Annotated in this window: 17 protein-coding genes and 1 pseudogene; 9 read left to right on the forward strand and 9 right to left on the reverse strand. The window is 72.7% G+C overall.

All coding sequences use genetic code 11. From position 1 onward, the window contains the following. Positions 1-220 precede the first annotated feature (220 nt). Positions 221-1,465: a helix-turn-helix domain-containing protein gene (locus QNO07_RS11245; protein WP_283991632.1), complete on the reverse strand. Its 1,245-nt coding sequence runs from the start codon at positions 1,463-1,465 to the stop codon at positions 221-223. A gap of 97 nt (positions 1,466-1,562) precedes the next feature. On the opposite strand from QNO07_RS11245, the pseudogene QNO07_RS27555 reads away from it, so the two are divergent. Then, a pseudogene (locus QNO07_RS27555) lies at positions 1,563-1,868 on the forward strand (HFCD family protein); the annotation flags it as partial. Between the two features lie 47 nt (positions 1,869-1,915). After that, positions 1,916-2,098, forward strand: a complete 183-nt coding sequence (locus tag QNO07_RS27560) for a hypothetical protein (RefSeq protein WP_349636830.1) — start codon at positions 1,916-1,918, stop codon at positions 2,096-2,098. A 125-nt stretch (positions 2,099-2,223) separates the two neighbouring features. Here QNO07_RS27560 and QNO07_RS11255 read toward each other — a convergent pair whose 3' ends face one another. Further along, on the reverse strand, positions 2,224-2,730 hold the full coding sequence (locus QNO07_RS11255) for a DinB family protein (protein ID WP_283991633.1): 507 nt from the start codon (positions 2,728-2,730) through the stop codon (positions 2,224-2,226). 181 nt (positions 2,731-2,911) lie between these two features. Between QNO07_RS11255 and QNO07_RS11260 the strand changes: the two genes are divergently transcribed. Together QNO07_RS11260 and QNO07_RS11265 are read left to right on the forward strand one after the other, a co-directional pair. Next, entirely contained in the window at positions 2,912-3,295 is a 384-nt protein-coding gene (locus QNO07_RS11260; protein WP_283991634.1) for a VOC family protein, read from the forward strand. Positions 3,296-3,352: 57 nt separating this feature from the next. Continuing rightward, on the forward strand, positions 3,353-3,889 hold the full coding sequence (locus QNO07_RS11265) for a flavoprotein (RefSeq protein ID WP_283991635.1): 537 nt from the start codon (positions 3,353-3,355) through the stop codon (positions 3,887-3,889). A gap of 51 nt (positions 3,890-3,940) precedes the next feature. On the opposite strand, the gene QNO07_RS11270 is transcribed toward QNO07_RS11265, so the two are convergent. After that, positions 3,941-4,825, reverse strand: a complete 885-nt coding sequence (locus tag QNO07_RS11270; protein WP_283991636.1) for an ATP-grasp domain-containing protein — start codon at positions 4,823-4,825, stop codon at positions 3,941-3,943. 176 nt (positions 4,826-5,001) lie between these two features. Between QNO07_RS11270 and QNO07_RS11275 the strand changes: the two genes are divergently transcribed. Next, positions 5,002-5,850 (forward strand): ion transporter, encoded by an 849-nt coding sequence (locus QNO07_RS11275; protein WP_283991637.1) that lies wholly within the window; start codon positions 5,002-5,004, stop codon positions 5,848-5,850. Positions 5,851-5,926: 76 nt separating this feature from the next. Here QNO07_RS11275 and QNO07_RS11280 read toward each other — a convergent pair whose 3' ends face one another. Further along, positions 5,927-6,565, reverse strand: coding sequence for a DedA family protein (locus QNO07_RS11280; RefSeq protein ID WP_283991638.1), 639 nt, complete (start codon positions 6,563-6,565; stop codon positions 5,927-5,929). Positions 6,566-6,844: 279 nt separating this feature from the next. On the opposite strand from QNO07_RS11280, the gene QNO07_RS11285 reads away from it, so the two are divergent. Next, entirely contained in the window at positions 6,845-7,438 is a 594-nt protein-coding gene (locus QNO07_RS11285; protein ID WP_283991639.1) for a superoxide dismutase family protein, read from the forward strand. Between the two features lie 140 nt (positions 7,439-7,578). Here QNO07_RS11285 and QNO07_RS11290 read toward each other — a convergent pair whose 3' ends face one another. Continuing rightward, the gene (locus QNO07_RS11290) at positions 7,579-9,537 is read right to left on the reverse strand and encodes an FAD/NAD(P)-binding protein (RefSeq protein ID WP_283991640.1); all 1,959 of its coding nucleotides are present in this window, start codon (positions 9,535-9,537) and stop codon (positions 7,579-7,581) included. A gap of 142 nt (positions 9,538-9,679) precedes the next feature. Beyond that, positions 9,680-10,357: an HNH endonuclease family protein gene (locus QNO07_RS11295; protein WP_283991641.1), complete on the reverse strand. Its 678-nt coding sequence runs from the start codon at positions 10,355-10,357 to the stop codon at positions 9,680-9,682. A gap of 542 nt (positions 10,358-10,899) precedes the next feature. Here QNO07_RS11295 and QNO07_RS11300 point away from each other — a divergent pair. Continuing rightward, positions 10,900-11,481, forward strand: coding sequence for a TMEM165/GDT1 family protein (locus tag QNO07_RS11300; RefSeq protein ID WP_283991642.1), 582 nt, complete (start codon positions 10,900-10,902; stop codon positions 11,479-11,481). A gap of 157 nt (positions 11,482-11,638) precedes the next feature. On the opposite strand, the gene QNO07_RS11305 is transcribed toward QNO07_RS11300, so the two are convergent. The 3 genes from QNO07_RS11305 to QNO07_RS11315 all read right to left on the reverse strand — a co-directional run bounded on the left by QNO07_RS11305 (position 11,639) and on the right by QNO07_RS11315 (position 13,859). After that, on the reverse strand, positions 11,639-12,010 hold the full coding sequence (locus tag QNO07_RS11305; protein ID WP_283991644.1) for a VOC family protein: 372 nt from the start codon (positions 12,008-12,010) through the stop codon (positions 11,639-11,641). A gap of 120 nt (positions 12,011-12,130) precedes the next feature. Beyond that, positions 12,131-12,793, reverse strand: coding sequence for an HAD-IA family hydrolase (locus QNO07_RS11310; RefSeq protein WP_283991645.1), 663 nt, complete (start codon positions 12,791-12,793; stop codon positions 12,131-12,133). 196 nt (positions 12,794-12,989) lie between these two features. After that, positions 12,990-13,859: a peptidoglycan-binding domain-containing protein gene (locus QNO07_RS11315; protein ID WP_283991646.1), complete on the reverse strand. Its 870-nt coding sequence runs from the start codon at positions 13,857-13,859 to the stop codon at positions 12,990-12,992. Between the two features lie 106 nt (positions 13,860-13,965). Here QNO07_RS11315 and QNO07_RS11320 point away from each other — a divergent pair, with 106 nt between their 5' ends. Together QNO07_RS11320 and QNO07_RS11325 are read left to right on the forward strand one after the other, a co-directional pair. Further along, the gene (locus QNO07_RS11320; protein ID WP_283991647.1) at positions 13,966-15,987 is read left to right on the forward strand and encodes an MFS transporter; all 2,022 of its coding nucleotides are present in this window, start codon (positions 13,966-13,968) and stop codon (positions 15,985-15,987) included. Positions 15,988-16,055: 68 nt separating this feature from the next. Next, a complete protein-coding gene (locus QNO07_RS11325; protein WP_283991649.1) occupies positions 16,056-17,165 on the forward strand; it encodes a choice-of-anchor A family protein in 1,110 nt (369 codons plus the stop codon). Positions 17,166-17,179: the final 14 nt, after the last annotated feature.

The following is a 17,179-nucleotide window of genomic DNA, read 5'->3' on the forward strand; positions in this document are numbered from 1 at the left end:
GGGGCGTCCGCGCAGGTGCAGCCGCCACGCGGCCGATGGCGGTGACCTGGCGCCACCGGCCATCTGAGACGCCTGTCGTAAGCTGCGGCGTAGGCGGCCGGATCTCCAGCAGGCAACACGGCCGCACCGCCCTCTGTGATCGTCTGTGTTCTCAGCGTCATGATGAGGTGAGCGTGGCCTACGTGCGGTCGTGCGACCCCCAGAATTCCTGGGGGCAGTCTCAGCGCAGCAGTTCCATGCGCCTGACCAGGGACGACAGTGCAGACGCCTGCGACGGAACGCCTTCCCGGACGAGTTCGGAGACGAGCGCACGAGCCATCGGGTCCGCGTGGACGTAGTACGGCGCACCAGCCGCAGCGGCCCGCAACGTCGTCACCGCGGCCGGGGCCTTCCCCAACTTCTTCAGAGCCCGCGCCCGGTCGATCTGGTAGTGCGTCCGACGTTCCCTCGAGGGCACTTCCTCCACGGCGGCGTTCGTGACCCGCTTCAGTCCGGTGTCCGGCTGCTCCACCTCCACACCGACCTCAGCGGCGTGCACCGCGACAGTCCCGCGCCCGAACACGGTCTGCTGCTCTAGATCGTGCCACTTCGGGCCGAGCCGGTCGGCGTCCTCCAAGGCTCCGTCGATGCGTGCCCAGGCCTCGACTGCCTGGTGGCCGCGCGCCGCAGCGATCGCGGCCCGGAGCATGAGCGCGCCACGCAGCGAGAGCACCTTCGAGTTCGGAGCCCGGCCGCTCGCAAGCGGTTCCAGATCGGCCAGCGCAGCGTCGGCTACCGCGAGTGCCTCCGGCAGACTCGCCTGGTGCAGGAGTGCGCCGCAGCGGTCCCACGCCACCCCGGCCTTCACCACCGGATCGTCCAGCTCCGTCGCCGCACCGGCAGCGACTTCCGCCGCGACCCAGGCCAGATCGGGGTATCCAAGCTGGTTGAGGCACATTCGGGCCGTCCGGGCCGCGTCTACAAGCAACCTCAGGGTCTCGTGCCGTGCCGGGCCCTCGGTCACCAACAGTGTGCTGTTGAGGTCCTCCACCAGGGGTGGCAGCAGCGCGGCGACCTTCGGTAGGTTTGCTGCCTGTCGGGCCCGGTTGGCTTCCGCAGCCCGTGCTGCGAGCGACCGTGCGTCTGTCACAACTGCTTGAGGGCTCAGTCCCGGATGCCCGGACAGGATCAGTCCAGACCGGCGGAGTCCGGCCCGTAGCGCCGGAATGTAGGTGTGGGCGTGAGGGCCTGCCTGGTCACGCAGGCGGTAGGGCTGGCCGAGCAGCCAGACCACGTCCACGTCGGTCACCTCGGCCACTGCGGTGATCAGGCTGTAGCGGTCCAGCGCCAGGCGGCCGGCCTCGACGTCCTGCACCCAGTGCTCGGACCGGCCGAGCAAGCCGGCCATCTCCGTCTGGGTAAGGCCCGCTGCGTTTCGCGCGATGCGCACCCGCGCGCCGATGTGCTCGTCATTGCCCCGAGGCATGCAGAGTCTCCGTTCCGTGGTCGCACTTGGAAGGTACCGCTACCACCCCTGCCGAACCCCGGTTGAGGATGGAAGCGCGTGCGGTGAACTGGCGTCCATGACTGCCGTCTTGTACCTCGTCGCCTGTGCGGCACCGCCGATCCAGTACCTCGACCGTGCGATCCGCGAGGCGCAGGCCGACGGCTGGGACGTGTGCCTTGGTCTTACCCCGACTGCCGCCGAGTGGAGCGCCGACGACCTCGACAACCTCGCCGCCCTCACCGGCCATCCCGTTCGCTCCACGAAACGCCCACCCGGCGAGGCAACCCCCTGGCCGAAGGCGGACGTGACGGTAGTCGCGCCCGCAACGCTGAACACAATCAACGCGGTTGCTCTCGGACTGACCCCCAACTGGGCGACCGGGCACGCAGTCGACGCGGCTGGCCGTCGGTGGCCGCTGGCGATCATGCCGTGCGTGAACGCAACTACGCGTCGCACCCTCAACTTGACCGGTCAGTCCAGACGCTGCGCGACGCCGGGGTTCGTGTGCCGCTGGGCGAGCCCGACGGCTTCGTACCCAACCCCTCGGGCGAGGGCTCCCCCGAGACGTACCCGTGGCACCTGACGCTTGCCGCCGCGCGTGGCCTCGCGTAGTAACACTGGACTGTCCGTCTGAGCCCACGGAGAAGTTGCCCCATGTTCGATCTGATGGGTCGGGCAGGGTGGCTCTCACCATCGCCTCGATCCGACTCTGGCTCCGCCCGTGATCTCCGCCGGATCTAGTAGCCGGTTGCGCCGTCGAGCATCTCGCGCAGGATGTCCAGGTGGCCGTTGTGGCGGGCCGTCTCCTCGGTGAGGTGGTGCACGATCCAGCGCAAGTCGACGTGGACGCCGTTGCGGATGGTGCGCTGAGCCTGCTTGTCCAGGTCGCTCCCGGCGACCAGTTCGCGGTAGAGGCTGCTCTGTTCGGCGTATTCGTCGAGCAACTGCGTGAGCGGGAAGTCGACGGCAATACGCATCTCGCGGTCGGGGTCCTCATCCGTCATGGGGGCCCGGTCTTCCTCGCCGAGGAAGACCACTTGGAACCAGTAGTACTCGACCCAGCGGAGGTGGTTGATCACACCGCTCATGGTCATCAGCGGTGAGCCCGGCAGGAGGGCCTTGCGCGCGTTCTCCTCAGAGACGCCTTCGCATTTGGCGCGTGCGGTGCCACGCGCGTAGTCGAGAAACGTAGTGAGCTGGGTGCGCTCGTCCCACGCGGGCGGTGTGTCATTGATTCTGGTCATCGCGCGAAGCATCCCCGATCACCACGACTCGTGTCGAGGCATTTCGCGGAGGGCCACTGCCCCACCCACCGTCGGCCGCCCGACATGATCCGCCGGACAGGCCATAGGGACGTTGGACTGGGTCGAGGCGGCCTGGCGTGCTGCGGGTGGACTCGTGGGGTGACTTCGTACACTGGCGGTCATGGCATGCCGCATCAGTGAGCTGGTCATCGACTGCGCCGACCCCGACCGGCTTGCCGGGTTCTGGAGTGAGGTGCTCGGCTACGTCGAACTCGACCGGGAGGACGACAGAAGCATCGAGATCGGGCCTCCCGCCGTCGGTTTCGGCGGACTTCAGCCGACCCTCATCCTCAGCCCCAGCAGCGACCCGCGTGCCGGGAAGCTGCGGCTGCACATCGACGTCAACGCCACCGACCGCGACCAGGACGCCGAGCTGGCGCGGTTGCTGGCGCTCGGCGCCAGGCCCGTCGACGTCGGGCAGACCGGTACGGAGAGCTGGCACGTGCTGGCCGACCCCGAGGGCAACGAGTTCTGCCTCCTGCGCGCCCGTCTCCGGCCCCTCTGACCACAAGCACGCCCCGACCACCGCACAGGAACGGGCGGACTGTGATCGACTGGGGCCATGGCGCAGCGAGTTCTCTACCTGCTGGGATGTGCGGCACCGCCCGTGTGCGACCTCGACCGGCCCGTCCGGGAGGCGCAGGCGGCGGGCTGGGAGGTGTGCGTGGGGCTGACGCCGACCGCCGCCGAGTGGCTGGGCGACCGGGTACGGGCGCTGGAGGAGCTGACCGGGCGGCCGTTGCGCATCGCCAAGCGCCGCCTGGGCGAGACGTCCCCCTGGCCGCCCGCCACCCTGTCGGTGATCGCGCCGGCCACCCTCAACACCGTCAACTCGATCGCACTCGGGCTCACTCCGACCTGGCTGGCCGGTCACGGTGTGGAGGCCGTCGGGAAGCGGTCACCGCTGGTGATCGTGCCGTGCGTGAACTCCTCCGACACGACGCACCCGCAGTTCGAGCGGTCGGTGGCGGTGCTGCGGGGCGCCGGGGTGCGCGTGCTGCACGGGGAGCCGGACGGGAACGAGCCGCACCCCCCGGGTGAGGGCCGCCCCGAGCAGTTCCCCTGGCGGCTGGTGCTGGACGCGGTCCGCACGGCGTAGGCGGCGGTAGCAGGCAGCGGCGGCAGCTGGAAGCCCCGTCGCCGTGACCGGTCAGTCCGGCGCCGCCAGCAGGGTGTGTACGGAGGCGGTCATGGCGGCGACGAACGTGTCCCGGACGTCTGCGGGCAGCGCGTCCAGGGACAGGTAGGGGTTGAGGTCCTCCAACTCGACCAGCAGCAGCTCACCCTCACGGGTACGGCAGGCGTCGACGCGCTGGATGCCGTGGTCGACGGTGTTCCAGTCGACGAAGCGCTGGGCGAATCGCAGGTCCTGCTCGGTCGGCGTGTACGGCACCAGCTCCCAGCGGGCCTCGGGCTCGGGCGCGTGCAGGGCGTACTGGAAGGCGCGGTCGACGAAGAAGAACGACACCTCGTACCGGAAGTCGATCCGCGGCTGGGCCAGCATGCTCCGGTCGGTGGGGAGGGCGGCCAGCCGGTCGGCGGCGACGAACTCCATGCCGTGCGAGTCGGCGCCCAGCTTGGGCTTCAGCACGAAGCCGTCCGACCGGTCCGGCGTGTGTGACGTGTCCACCCCGTCCGGCCCACTGCTTCGGAGCAGCCTGCCGGTGTCGGCCGGGTGGTCGACGGTGGGGATGACGGGGAGTCCCGCGGCCCAGAGGTCCACCAGGTACTGCTTGCCGAGCATGTCGGCCCGGCCGGTCAGCTGGTTGAACACCCGGGTGCCCCGGTGCAGCGCCCGCTCGCGGAACTCCTCGTACGCGGCCCGGTAGTGCAGTACGGGGCCGCTGTTGCGGACCACCACCGCGTCGAATGCGTCCATCAGCGCCACCGCGTCCAGCGGATGGCACAGCGCGAGGTCGAAGCTCTCCCGCAAGCGGGCGCTGAGCGCGATGTCCTCGTCGCAGTAGCGGCGTCCCCGCGCCGGATAGGCGAGATCGGTGACGTAGAGGACGCGGGGCTTGGCGGCGGACGGCATGCTGCTCCTGGTGGTTCGGCCGGTTCCCAACCTATCCGCCACTTCGACCGGGCTCCGGAATCGGGTCGCCGGATGGCCGAGGATCGCCCGGACCGGTCGGTGACGGTCGGTGAAGCGCCGTATGATCCCGTGCAGTTGGGGATTGACCGGGGCGGCGGAGGACGGGTACAGACACGATGGCCGACCGCGTCGGGGTGCCGTTCCGCCGTGTCCTGGCGGAACGCGCGGACCGCCTCACCTCAGCCCGCTGGTTCTCCGCGGTGGTGCTCGCGACGATCCTCGGCAACGCCGTGACCCTCGGCGTCGAGACGTACGCGGGCCTCGCCCAGCGCTGGCACGGCCCGCTGACGACGCTGGAGAACCTGTTCATGGCGGCGTTCGCGCTGGAGGTGGCGCTGCGTGCCGCGGCCCACGCGGACCGGCCGCGGGACTTCTTCCGCGAGCCGTGGAACGTCTTCGACCTGACCGTGCTGCTCGTCGCCCAGATCCCGGCTGTCCAGAGCAACGCCACGGTGCTGCGCCTGCTGCGGCTGGCCCGGATCATCCGGGCTGCCCGCATGCTGCCGCAGCTGCGGGTGCTGATGCTCGCGGTCGGCAAGAGCCTGCCCGGGACGCTGAGCTTCCTGCTGGTGGGCGCCCTGCTGCTGTACCTGTACGCGGTGCTGGGCTGGATCTGCTTCGCCGAGGACGACCCGGAGCGCTACGGCTCCTTGGGCCGGGCCGTGCTGACGCTGCTGCTCCTGATGACGCTGGACGGCCTTGGGCTGGCCGTGCACGACGGGTTGGCCATCTCCCGGTGGACGCTGCTCTACTACGGCTCGTACGTGCTGCTGGCCTCGTTCGTTCTGGTCAACCTGCTGATCGGCGTGGTGATCAACTCCCTGGAGGAGGCACGGGCCACCGAGCGGGAGGAACGCAGGCTGCCCTCCGGGGCGTCCGGTGCCGCCGATGACGAGCAACTGCGGGCCCGGATCGCGGAGGCCCGGCGTGCCCTGGACGAGCTGGAGGCCGGGCTGCGCCGCTGAACGCCCGGCCGGGACGGCCGCGGACGGTCGCAGGCGGTCCGGGAGGGTGGTCGGCGGCGGTCAGGGACGTCCGGGCTCAGGCCGTCGCGGCGGTGGGCCGACGGTGCAGGAGGTACCCGGCCAGGGTGCCCGCGGTGAACAGTGCCAGCACCGACAGCGCGGTGGTGCCCCAGCTGACGCCGAACAGCTGCCCGCCGAAGTAGCCCAGCGACACGCTGTACAGGGCCCACGCCAGACCGGCGACCGCGGACCAGGTGGCGAAGTCCGCCGGGTGGCGGCGGGCCGCACCCGCGGTGAGGCTCATCACCGAGCGTCCGGCGGGGGCGAAGCGCGCCAGCACCATCAACGAGCCGCCGCCGCGCAGAAGGACGGTTTCCAGCCGGTCCTGCGCGCCGGCGATCCGGCGGGACCGGGACAGCAGCCGGTTCAGGCGGGGCCCGCCGTAGCGGGCGAGGTGGAACGCGGCGAGGTCGCCGAGCACCGAGGCCGTGGCGGCGCACAGCACGAGCAGGAACATCTCCGGCAGGTGCGCCCCCGTGGTCGGCGGGGCGGCCACGCCCGCCAGGTCGGCCGCCGTGCCGGCCGCCGCGGTGGCGGCGGCGATGACCAGCACACCGCTGGGCAGCAGCGGCAGGAAGACGTCGAGCAGCACCGACAGGGCGATGAGGACGTAGATCCACGGCGCGTAGACCAGCGTCCCCAGCGTTTCCAGCACCTTGACCCCCGGTGGCTCCCGGCCCGGTGCCTGCGGCCCGGCTTACCGCCGTACAGCGTACGCCGGGGTCACTCGGAGGGCTTTGTGGGGGCCGGGTGGCGCGAATTCGGCTACCGGAAGCGCAAGAGTTGCGCCTGAACGGCCCAGTGGCGGCGCGGGGATGTCACCGAGGTGACAGTTCCGCGGGCGCGGTCCCGACCGGCGACGCGGGCCGGTGCGTGCGGCTCGGCGCACCCGCACCACTGAAGGGCTTCTGTACCACTGAGCGGGAGGCACAACGTGACGGCAGGCAGGACAGCAGCGGTGGCGGCGGCAGTCGTACTGATGGCGGCGCTGCCGGCGGCGGCGGCCCAGGCGGACACCGGCGACCGGTGGATGCGGACCACGGCGTCGTTCGGCACGCCGGGGGAGTTCCTCGCCCCCGACGCCGTGACCCATGACGAGGGCGTGGTCCCGGCGGGTGCCCGGATCACGGTGGCGCAGCGGGTGAAGGACGGCCGGACGGCGGTGGAGCTGTCGGTGCGCGGCATCCAGCCGGACCGGGCCTACGGAGCCCATGTGCACACCGGTACCTGCGGTGTAGCGCCCGAGGCGTCCGGTCCGCACTACCAGCACCGCATCGACCCCGTGCAGCCGTCCGTCGACCCGGCCTACGCCAACCCGCGCAACGAGGCCTGGTTGGACTTCCGCACCGGCCCCGACGGCAGCGGCGGGGCCGTCGCCGAGCAGAAGTGGTCCTTCCGCGCAGGGGAGGCCCGCTCGGTGGTGATCCACGAGCACACCACGCTCACCGGCAAGGGCGAGGCGGGCCAGGCCGGCCGACGGCTGGCGTGCTTCACGGTGCCGTTCGTGCCGGTGGCCGCCGGCAAGTGACGCGGGGCGGTCTGCTGCCGTGCCGTGCCGGTTCGGCGACGGGGCCGGGCGGGCGCCGGACAGTGCCCACCCGGCGCCCACCCGGCGCCCGCCCGGTACCTGCCCCGCCCCCGCCCCGGGCCGGACGCCGCCGCCCGTGGTCAGCGGATGCGCAGGGACGGCTGCGGGACCCCCGCCCGGCGGGCCGGCGGCACGGTCGGCAGGACCGGCCGCACGGCGACGGCCGAGGCCAGTGCGGCACGGGCGACGGCGTCGGTGTCCAGGAGCGTGACCGAGCCGACGCCCGGCCGTGCGCCCGCGGCGGTCACCCAGTGCACGCCCTCGGTGGGCACGCCCACCGCGTACCGGTGCGGGTGCGGGCGACCGGCGGCGTCGACGACGCGGAACGGCGCCGGGGTGACGTCGAGCCCGGTGGTGGCGTAGCCGTCGACGGTGTGCTGCCGGCAGGCGCCGGCCGCCCGCAGCCCGGCGAGCAGCGGGTCGGTGGTGCGCGGCAGGTCAGGCTCGGGCAGACGGGCCTCGATGAGTGCGGTGGTCCGCACCTCCACGCCGGGGACCTGCGGTGACCGGGCGGTGAACGTGCCGGAGTTGTCGGTGGTGAGCCGCAGGTCCGGGCCGAGCACGTCGAGCACGCCGGCCTCGATGAGCGCAACCGTCTCGGCTATGCGCTGCCGTGGCGGGCCGATCGACAGGAACGCGTTCAGTGGGGTGTACCAGCGGTCGAGCCCCTCCCGGCGGGACCGCCCCGTCAGCCCGCCGTGGTCGACCGTCTGCCGCAGCTCGTTGCGCAGGTCGCGGAGTACGTCGAGGGCCGCCTTGACGGGACCGGCGACGTTGCCCAGCCGGGCGTGCTCGACGTCGTCGCGCAGCCGGGTCAGCAGCCAGGCGCGGTGCTCGGCCGCGTCGGTGAAGGTCCGGCCGCCGGTGGGGTGGAGGACGGCGGCCCAGTCCCAGCGCTCGGCGGCGGTGATGCCGAACTCCGCCAGGACGGCGGCCTCTTCGCGGCTGCCACGCGGTGTGGCGAGCAGTGCCGCCCGCAGTCGGCCGAGCTGCACCTCGGGCCGGCCGGCCGTCAGGCGCAGGCGCAGCAGGGCCTGGTAGTAGACGGCCTCCACCTCTCTGGCCACCAGCGGCCAGACGTCGGTGAGGAAGTCGGGCGGGTCACCGGCGTCGGTCCGTTTGCGGAACCGGGCTATGACGTCCTGGGTGAGCAGCAGCGGCAGGTGCCGTCCGTGCGGGCCCTTCTCGTTGTCGCCGCGCGCGTGGTACGGCACGCCGCGACGGGAACCGGCGTACAGGCGGGGTTCACGGCCGGAGGGCTGATACCGCAGGCGTCCGCTGCCGTCGTCCGTGAACCGGCCGCCGCGGCCGGTGGTGAGCAGCGCGAGGTGGTCGAAGAAGGTCAGGCCAAGACCGCGCAGCAGCACCGGCCGGTCCGGTTCCAGTGCGTCGAGGCGGTCGGTTGAGTCCGCCGGGTTGCCCGGCGGCAGGTAGTACAGGCCGTGGTGTCGTGCGTAGGCGCGGAGACGTTCCTGCTCGGCGTCGGCCGCGACGGGCAGGTGGCCCTGGGCCAGCACGACCGCGCAGAGACCGGTGAGCCGGCTGCCGTCGGCTAGGCGCAGCGCCTGGGTGCCGTCCAGGGCGTCGGTCAGTTCCACGGCCCGGTGGGGGTGCACGCGGACCTCGACCTGGGCGGGCGCGACGGCGACGGTGCGGGTGAAGACCCAGCGCAGGTAGCTGCCGTACAGGGCACGGGTCGGGTAGTCGTCCGGGCCGAGCGGTCCGTCACCGGGGCGAGCGTGGTGGCGGTGGTACCAGGTGTGCAGGCTCGGCCCGGGGCGTACCGGTCCTGTGCACTCGACACTGTCGTCGGTGAACAGGGTGACCTGTGAGGCGACGGTGTTCATCAGCAGCTCGCCGGACTGGTCGGTCCGCCAGACCTGGCCGGCGCCGGGCGGGTACGGGTCGACCAGGTGCACAAGCAGCCTTGTCCCGGCGGGCAGCCGGTCGGGGGCGGATGCGCAGAGGCGTTCCAGCACGCTGGTGCCGCGCGGGCCGGCACCGACGATGGCAACGGAACGGGCGGTCGAGACGGCCACGTTGGTGACTCCCCGGGTTGGGTGCGGTGCGGGCAGTCACCATCATGCCGTCCGCTCGTCCCGGCTGAACCCCCGACCGGAATATACACATCCGCTGTGGGCCGGATCACTCCGGTCGGGGGACAGGTTCTCGCCGAATCCGTCAGCAGCCGGCCAACGTGCTGGTGAGGGCGGCCTTTTCCGCCGAATCGACGGTCATGGCGTAGTTGTTCTTGACCCACACCCAGGAACGCGCGTAGGTGCAGTGGTAGGCGGCTCGCGGCATCCAGTTGGCCGGGTCCTTGTCGCCCTTGCTGCGGTTGGAGCTGGCGGACACCGCGATCAGCTGCGCCGCGGTGAGGTTGTTGGCGAAGGACTGCCGCTTGGCGGCCGACCATGTCCGGCCACCGGAGCGCCAGGCCTCGGCCAGCGGCACCATGTGGTCGATGTCCACGTTCGACGCGCTGGTCAGCGTCACGCCGTCGAACTGGGAGAACCAGCTTCCGCTGACGGATCGGCACTGGTCGTCGGTCTGCACGTTGCTGCCGTCGCGCTTGAGCACGACCTCGCGGGTGTTGCAGTTGTCGCCCTGGTTGATCCAGTGCGGGAAGAGGTCGCGGCTGTATCCGTCCATGGACGTCTCCGGCGCCACGGTCAGACCGGCGAGCATGGTGCGTGCCTGGGCGGCGCTCGGCGGGGTGGGGGGAGCGGCCTGGGCGGAGGGCGCCGTCAGCAGCATGCTGCCGGTGAGGCCTGCCAGGGCGGCGGCGGTGGTGAGCAGGGCGCCGGGTCGACGCGCGTAGAAACGTGAGCGGACGTGTGCCTCGCGTATGCCGTGCATACGGACTCCCTCGGGTGGGGGTGTCGCCGGAACGGGATGTGCCGGTCGGAGTGCGGGCCGGTCGGGACGTGACGTGCCCGACGTCCTGCTGGGTGGTGCTGGGCGGTGCTGAGGCCGTACTGGGTGGTGCCTGAGGCGATGCTGGCGCCGCCAGGTTTCGTCCCGGCGGGTCGCAGGTAACAGGTTGGCGACATGCGCACGTCACATCAAGAGGTGTGCGTCAGGTTCCTCGCAGCCGGAGTCATCCGCCGCCCCCTGGCGGTGAGGTGACGCCGTGCCGGGCGGGACGGTGCGGCCGGTGGGGGGGGGGCGCAGGTGGGGAGGCTGCGGGATGGCGTATCGTGGACGCGTCTGAAGGGGAGTAGCTCCTCGCCGGAACGTCGACATACTGGGCGGTCACCCGCCCCGGCGCCCGGAGCGCACCGCAGTGCCGGTGCGCCAGCGAGACCTTCGGCCGCAGTGTCCTGGATACTGCCGTGCCGAAGCGTGCCGTTCTCCCGGTGGGCCCCTCGGTGCGGCCCGACCGAACGAGGAAACGTTCCGTGCTGAGCTTCACCGTTGTCGCCGTCGTCTTCGGCGTCGTCTTCCTGGCCGAGCTGCCCGACAAGACGGCCCTGGCCGGCCTGGTCCTGGGCACCCGCTACCGCGCGTCCTACGTCTTCGCCGGGGTCGCCGCCGCGTTCGTGCTGCACGTCGCCCTGGCGGTGGCCGCAGGCAGTGTGCTGACCCTGCTGCCGCACAGGCTGCTCGCCGCAGTCACCGGCCTGCTGTTCCTGGGCGGTGCCGCGGTGCTGCTCTGGAAGAAGGACCACGGCGAGGAGGAGGTCAGGCAGCCCGCCGACCAGTCGTTCTGGAAGGTCGCAGGCAGCGGCTTCACGCTGATCATGGTCGCCGAGTTCGGCGACCTGACGCAGATCATGACGGCCAACCTCGCCGCCCGCTACGAGGACCCGCTCTCCGTGGGGCTCGGCGCGGTGCTGGCGCTGTGGGCGGTGGCCGGTCTGGGCATCCTGGGCGGCCGGGCCCTGATGCGGCGGGTGCCGCTGCGGCTGATCACCCGCGTCGCGGCGACCCTGATGACGGCGCTCGGCGTCTGGAGCCTCTTCGACGCCGTCACGGGTTGACCGTCCGTCCGCCTGCGTCGGGGCCGGGTGCAGGACGAACTCACGGCCATGCGGGGCATCTCCTGGGCACGGTGGGCCGCCGCGGTGGTACCCCGGACGACGCAGCGGCGGCTCTCTCCCGGACTGGCACGCGGTCGCGGGCTCTGAGCCCGCGTCGTCAGCTGTGACCGGTGTCGATGACGCAGAAGCGGTTGCCCTCGGTGTCGGCGAGTACGACGAAGTCGGCGTCGTCCGGATAGGCGTCCCAGTCGACGCGCTCAGCGCCCAGGGAAACCAGGCGCGCCACTTCGGCCTCCTGGTCGGCGGTGTCGCCGGCATAGAGGTCGAGATGGATTCTCGGGTGCTCCTGCACGGGCGCCGTGCTGAGGTCGAGGGCCAGTACGGCACCGGGGCCGTCGGGCGGCACGAGCACCGCCCAGTCGTCCTTCACCTCGCCGTCGCGGGGGACGTAGCCCAGCGCCCGGCTCCAGAACTCGGTGGCCCGCCGCACGTCAGCGGCCCCCATCACGATCGTTCCGATGCTCAGCATCCGCCGATCGTGGCAGATGCCGACTAACCCACGACGTGCACCACGTCCCCGCGTTCGGGGTGAAGCGCTGCCTGGCTACTGCCGCTCGGCAGGCAGCGGGCGGTGGCGCCCCGCGCGGTGTCAGGCGAGGTGCAGGCGGATGCCCTCGGCGCCGAGGTGCTCCACCCGCAGGCCCTCCAGGGTGAGCACGTGGGCGTCGGGCTGGAAGGCGGCGGCCCGGGGGCCGACGCCGAGCACTCGCATGCCGGCCGCGCGGCCGGCGGTGATGCCCGCCTCGGAGTCCTCGAAGACCAGGCAGTCGGCCGGGTCGACGCCCAGCTCGGCGGCGCCCTTGAGGAAGCCCTCCGGGTCGGGCTTGCTGGCGCTGACCGACTCGGCGGTGATGCGCACGTCCGGCAGGCGCAGCCCCGCGGCGGCCATGCGGGCGTTGCTCAGCGCCACGTCGGCCGAGGTGACCAGGGCGTGCGGTAGGTGCTCGACGGCGCCCAGGAAGGCGCCCGCTCCGGGGATGGGCACGATGCCGTCGGTGTCAGCCGTCTCCAGGGCGAGCAGCCGCCGGTTGTCGGCGTGGTTCAGCTCCATCGGGCGGTCGGGCAGCAGTGCGGCCATGGTGGCGTAGCCCTGGCGGCCGTGCACGACCTTCAGCACCTCGTCGGGATCGAGCGACTGCTCCTCGGCCCATCCGCGCCACACCCGCTCCACCGCGGCGTCCGAGTTGACGAGCGTGCCGTCCATGTCCAGGAGGAGGGCGCGGGCGGTGAGCGTGGTGGAGGCGGTGGCCATGGGTGCGGCTCCAGAGGGGTGTGGGGAAAGCAGCGGTTCCGCCCGCCGGTCAGGGAAACCCGCCGTCAGGTGCGGGAACGGGCGGAACCACTTTGTTCCACCACCTTACAAACCTGGGGCCCGGAACGCCAGTCCGCCCCGGGGAACGCGACATGATCCCGGGGGAAACGTTCCATGCCGGGGTGACGCCGTCCTTTCACCGGGTCCGGCTCTCCAGGGAGCTGCGGGTGTTGGGGCCGTAGACGCCCGGCTCGTCGCCCTGCACGCCGTAGCCTGACTGGTAGCGCAGCACCGCGTACTCCACGCCCCGGTCATAGCGCCCGTCGGCGCGCCGGTCGTACAGGTTCACCTGCCGCAGCCGCCGCTGCAGGTCGGCGACGGCGGGCCCGATGTCGCCGCGCCGCAGCGTCTCGACGGCCGGGGGCTGCGGCTCCTCCGCCCGGTCGTCCGGCTCGTCCGGCTCGCGCACCTCCGGCGCGGCCGGCGCGGGAGCCTCCGGCTCCGCGCCACCGGGCTCCGGCGCGGACTCCGCCACCGACGCCTGCGGGTCCTCCGGGCCCGGCGCCACCGGCGCCTCCACGGACGGCGACGCCGACGGCGAGGATGTCACGGACGAAGACGCCTCGGCGGACGGACTGGCACTGGCGCCCGGCGACGGCTCACTCGACTCCGGCGCGGCCGTCGGCACCGACAGCTGTGTCACCGCGCCGCCGTCCGGCAGCGCCGCCGAGTCGTCACCGTCCCGCACCACCAGGGCACCGGCCAGCAGCGCGCAACCCGCCACCGCCATCGCCGCCACGCCCGCCGCCGCCCAGCGGGCCCGGCCCGGTCGGGCGGGCGGTTCCGGGCCGATGGCCAGCAACTCGTCCTGCCGCCGCCCCGGGCCGTCCGGGGAGAACAGCGCGATGTCCGCCGGGTCGGGGCCCGCGTCCGGCTCCCGCACCACCACCACGGGCGTGTCGCATCGGCACGGCGGCCCCGCCGTCGCGTTCGCCGGACGTGCCGCACCGGCGGTCCGCCCGCCCGAGCCGTCGCACCGCGGGCAGTGCTCCACTCCTCCGCTCACGCTGAGGTCCCCTCCCTGGAAAGCGTGCCAAAGAGTAACGGACCGGCGTGCCGCAGATGGCCGCGCCCGACGGGCCGAGCGCACGCGGCGGGAGCACCATGGATGGATGACGCACGCGCCGCCGACCGGGCCGGGGACCGAACAGCCCAAGCGCACCCTGTACCTGGCGATGGGTGCGCTGCTGATGGGCATGCTGCTGGCCGCCCTCGACCAGACCATCGTCTCCACCGCGCTGCCCACCATCGTCAGCGAACTGGGCGGCCTGGACCACCTCTCCTGGGTGGTGACGGCCTACCTGCTCGCGTCCACCGCCGCGACCCCGCTGTGGGGCAAACTCGGTGACCAGTACGGGCGCAAGAAGCTCTTCCAGAGCGCCATCGTCGTCTTCCTCATCGGGTCAGCGCTGTGCGGCCTGGCGCAGAACATGGCCGAACTCATCGCCTTCCGCGCCCTGCAGGGGCTGGGCGGCGGCGGACTCATGGTGCTGTCCATGGCGATCGTCGGCGACCTGGTGCCGCCGCGCGACCGGGGGCGCTACCAGGGCCTGTTCGGAGCCGTGTTCGGCGCCACCAGCGTGCTCGGACCGCTGCTCGGCGGCCTCTTCGTCGACCACCTCAGCTGGCGCTGGGTGTTCTACGTCAACCTGCCGCTGGGCGCCCTGGCACTGGGCGTCATCGCGGCGGTCCTGCACATCCCCAGCAGCACCGAGAAGCACCGCATCGACTACCTCGGCACGCTCGCCATCGCCACCGTCGCGACCAGCGTCGTGCTTGTCACCTCCCTCGGCGGCAGCACCTGGGCCTGGGACTCGCCGCAGATCACCGGGCTGGCCGTCCTGGGCGTCGTGGCACTCGTGGCGTTCATCCGCGTCGAGCGGGTCGCCGCCGAACCGGTCCTCCCGCTGCGGCTGTTCGCCATCCGCACCTTCACCATCTGCTCGGTCATCGGTTTCGTCGTCGGCTTCGCCATGTTCGGCTCGATGACCTACCTGCCGACGTTCCTCCAGGTCGTGCACGGCATCTCACCGACGATGTCCGGTGTGCACATGCTGCCGATGGTGCTCGGCATCCTCACCACCTCGACTCTGTCGGGGCAGATCATCAGCCGCACCGGCCGCTGGAAGGTCTTCCCCCTGCTGGGCACCGCCGTCACCGTCGTCGGCCTGCTCCTGCTGCACAACCTCGACGAGCGCAGCAGCACCTGGGAGATGAGCGTCTACTTCCTGGTGTTCGGCCTCGGGCTCGGACTGGTCATGCAGGTGCTCATCCTGGTCGTGCAGAACGCCGTCGGCTACCAGGACCTGGGGGTCGCCACCTCCGGAGCCACCTTCTTCCGCTCCATCGGCGCCTCCGTCGGCGTCGCCGTCTTCGGCTCCATCTTCTCCGGACGCCTCGGCCCCCGGCTGCGCGACGCCCTCGAAGGCGAGGACCTGCCCGCAGGCGTCACCGCGCAGACCCTCGCCGAGGACCCCCGGGCGGTCTCCGCGCTCGACCCGGCCGAACGCGCCGGGGCGCTCGCCGCCTACTCCGAGTCCATCACCGACGTCTTCCTGTGGGCCGCCCCCGTCATGCTCGTCGCCTTCCTGCTGGCCTGGTTCCTCAAGGAGACCCCGCTGCGTGCCAGCGTGCAGGCCCCGGACACCAGCCAGACACTGGCGATGAACCCCGTCGAACGCTCCTCACGGGACGAACTGGCCCGCGCACTCACCACCCTGAGCAGCCGCGAGGGACAGAAGGGCCTCTACACCCGCCTCACCGAGGAGGCCGGCCTCGACCTGCGACCCGCCGCGAGCTGGCTGTTGCTGCGCCTGTACCGGTACGGGTCGGTCGAGCCCGCGCTGCTCGCCGAACGGGTCGGCGTGGAGTGGCACATCGTGGCCGCGGGTGCCCGGCAGGTCGAGGAACGCGGCCTCGCCGTCCGCGAGGGGCTGCCCCTGGTCCTCACCGACCGGGGACGGGACGCCGCCGCCCGGCTGGCCGTCGCACGCGAGGCCGCCCTCGCCGAACTGCTCGGCGACTGGTGGACACCCGACCGGCCCCGCGACCTGACCGCACTGGTCCACGAACTCGCCGCCACTCTGGGCGGCTGCCGCAACGAGACCCCGGAGGAGGACCAGGGGCGACCGTGAACCGCCCGGCACCGGGACGGGACCCCAGGGGGTTGACCGTGGGCCGGTGACTGGCGATCATGCGACCCATGCGCCTCCCCCCACGTGTGGCCGCCCTGTGCGCAGGGGCGGTACTGGCGCTGCCCACGCCCGCCGCAGCCGCCGCCCCCCAGCCCCAGGGCAGCCCCGCCCCCGCGTCGCGGTCCGCCGCGCCCTGCGCCGACCGGCTGGGCACCGCCGGGTACTTCGGCGAGTTCGTCGAACGCGACGCCGTGCGCAGCTCCCGCACCGACGGCGCCGTCGCCTTCGGCGGGGACGCCGACCTCAGCGGTGGCCTCAGCGTCGGCGGCCGGACGACCGCCGCGCACAAGTTGCCCGGCGGCGCCTCCCTGCTCGTCGGCGGAACCCTGCGCAACGGCCCCGCGGGCAGCGAGGACTTCACCGTCGTCGAACGCGGCACCGCCGTGTACGGCGGGCTGCGCGGGCGGCCTCCGGTGCTCAAGTCCGGCAGCGGCGCACAGCAGGGACGGCTGCCGGTGGACGTGGCCGCCGAGTTCCGCGAACTGCGCTCTCTGTCATCCGAGTTGAACAGCCTGCCCGCGCGGGGCAGCGTCACCCGCACGACCCGCGGCGGCGAGACCACACTCACCCTGGCCGGAGACCGGGGACTCAACGTCTTCCCCGTCAGCGCCTCGCAGCTCCACGGCGCCAACCACGTCGTGGTGGATACGCCGCCCGGCGCGACCGCGCTGGTCAACGTGGCGGGTGGCTCCTACGACATGCGGACGGCGGCGACCCGCGACATCAGCGGTCCGCGCGGCCTCGCCGCCTCCGTGCTGTGGAACTTCCCCGACGCCACCGCCGTGACCCAGCAGAACGGCACCACCTGGCCCGGCACGCTGCTCGCCCCCCGCGCAGCCGTCCGGCTCAGTCCCGGCGCCCACCTGCGCGGTGCGGTCATCGCCCGCTCCCTCGACGCCGAACGGACCGAGACCCGCCACACCGCGTTCACCGGCTGCCTCGACCCCCGTGCCGCGTCCGGCGCGGTCCCGGCCCCCGCCGCCCCGGCACCCGCCACGGACCTTGCCGAGACCGGCGGCGGGCAGCTCCCCGCGCTGCTCGGCGGCGCGCTGGGCGCGCTCGCCGCCGGCACCGGGCTTGCCTGGTCCGCGCACCGCCGCGCCCGCCGCCGGACCTGAGGGCCGACGCGTCG

This window comes from Streptomyces sp. 549 (assembly GCF_030124175.1).
GTDB lineage: Bacteria > Actinomycetota > Actinomycetes > Streptomycetales > Streptomycetaceae > Streptomyces.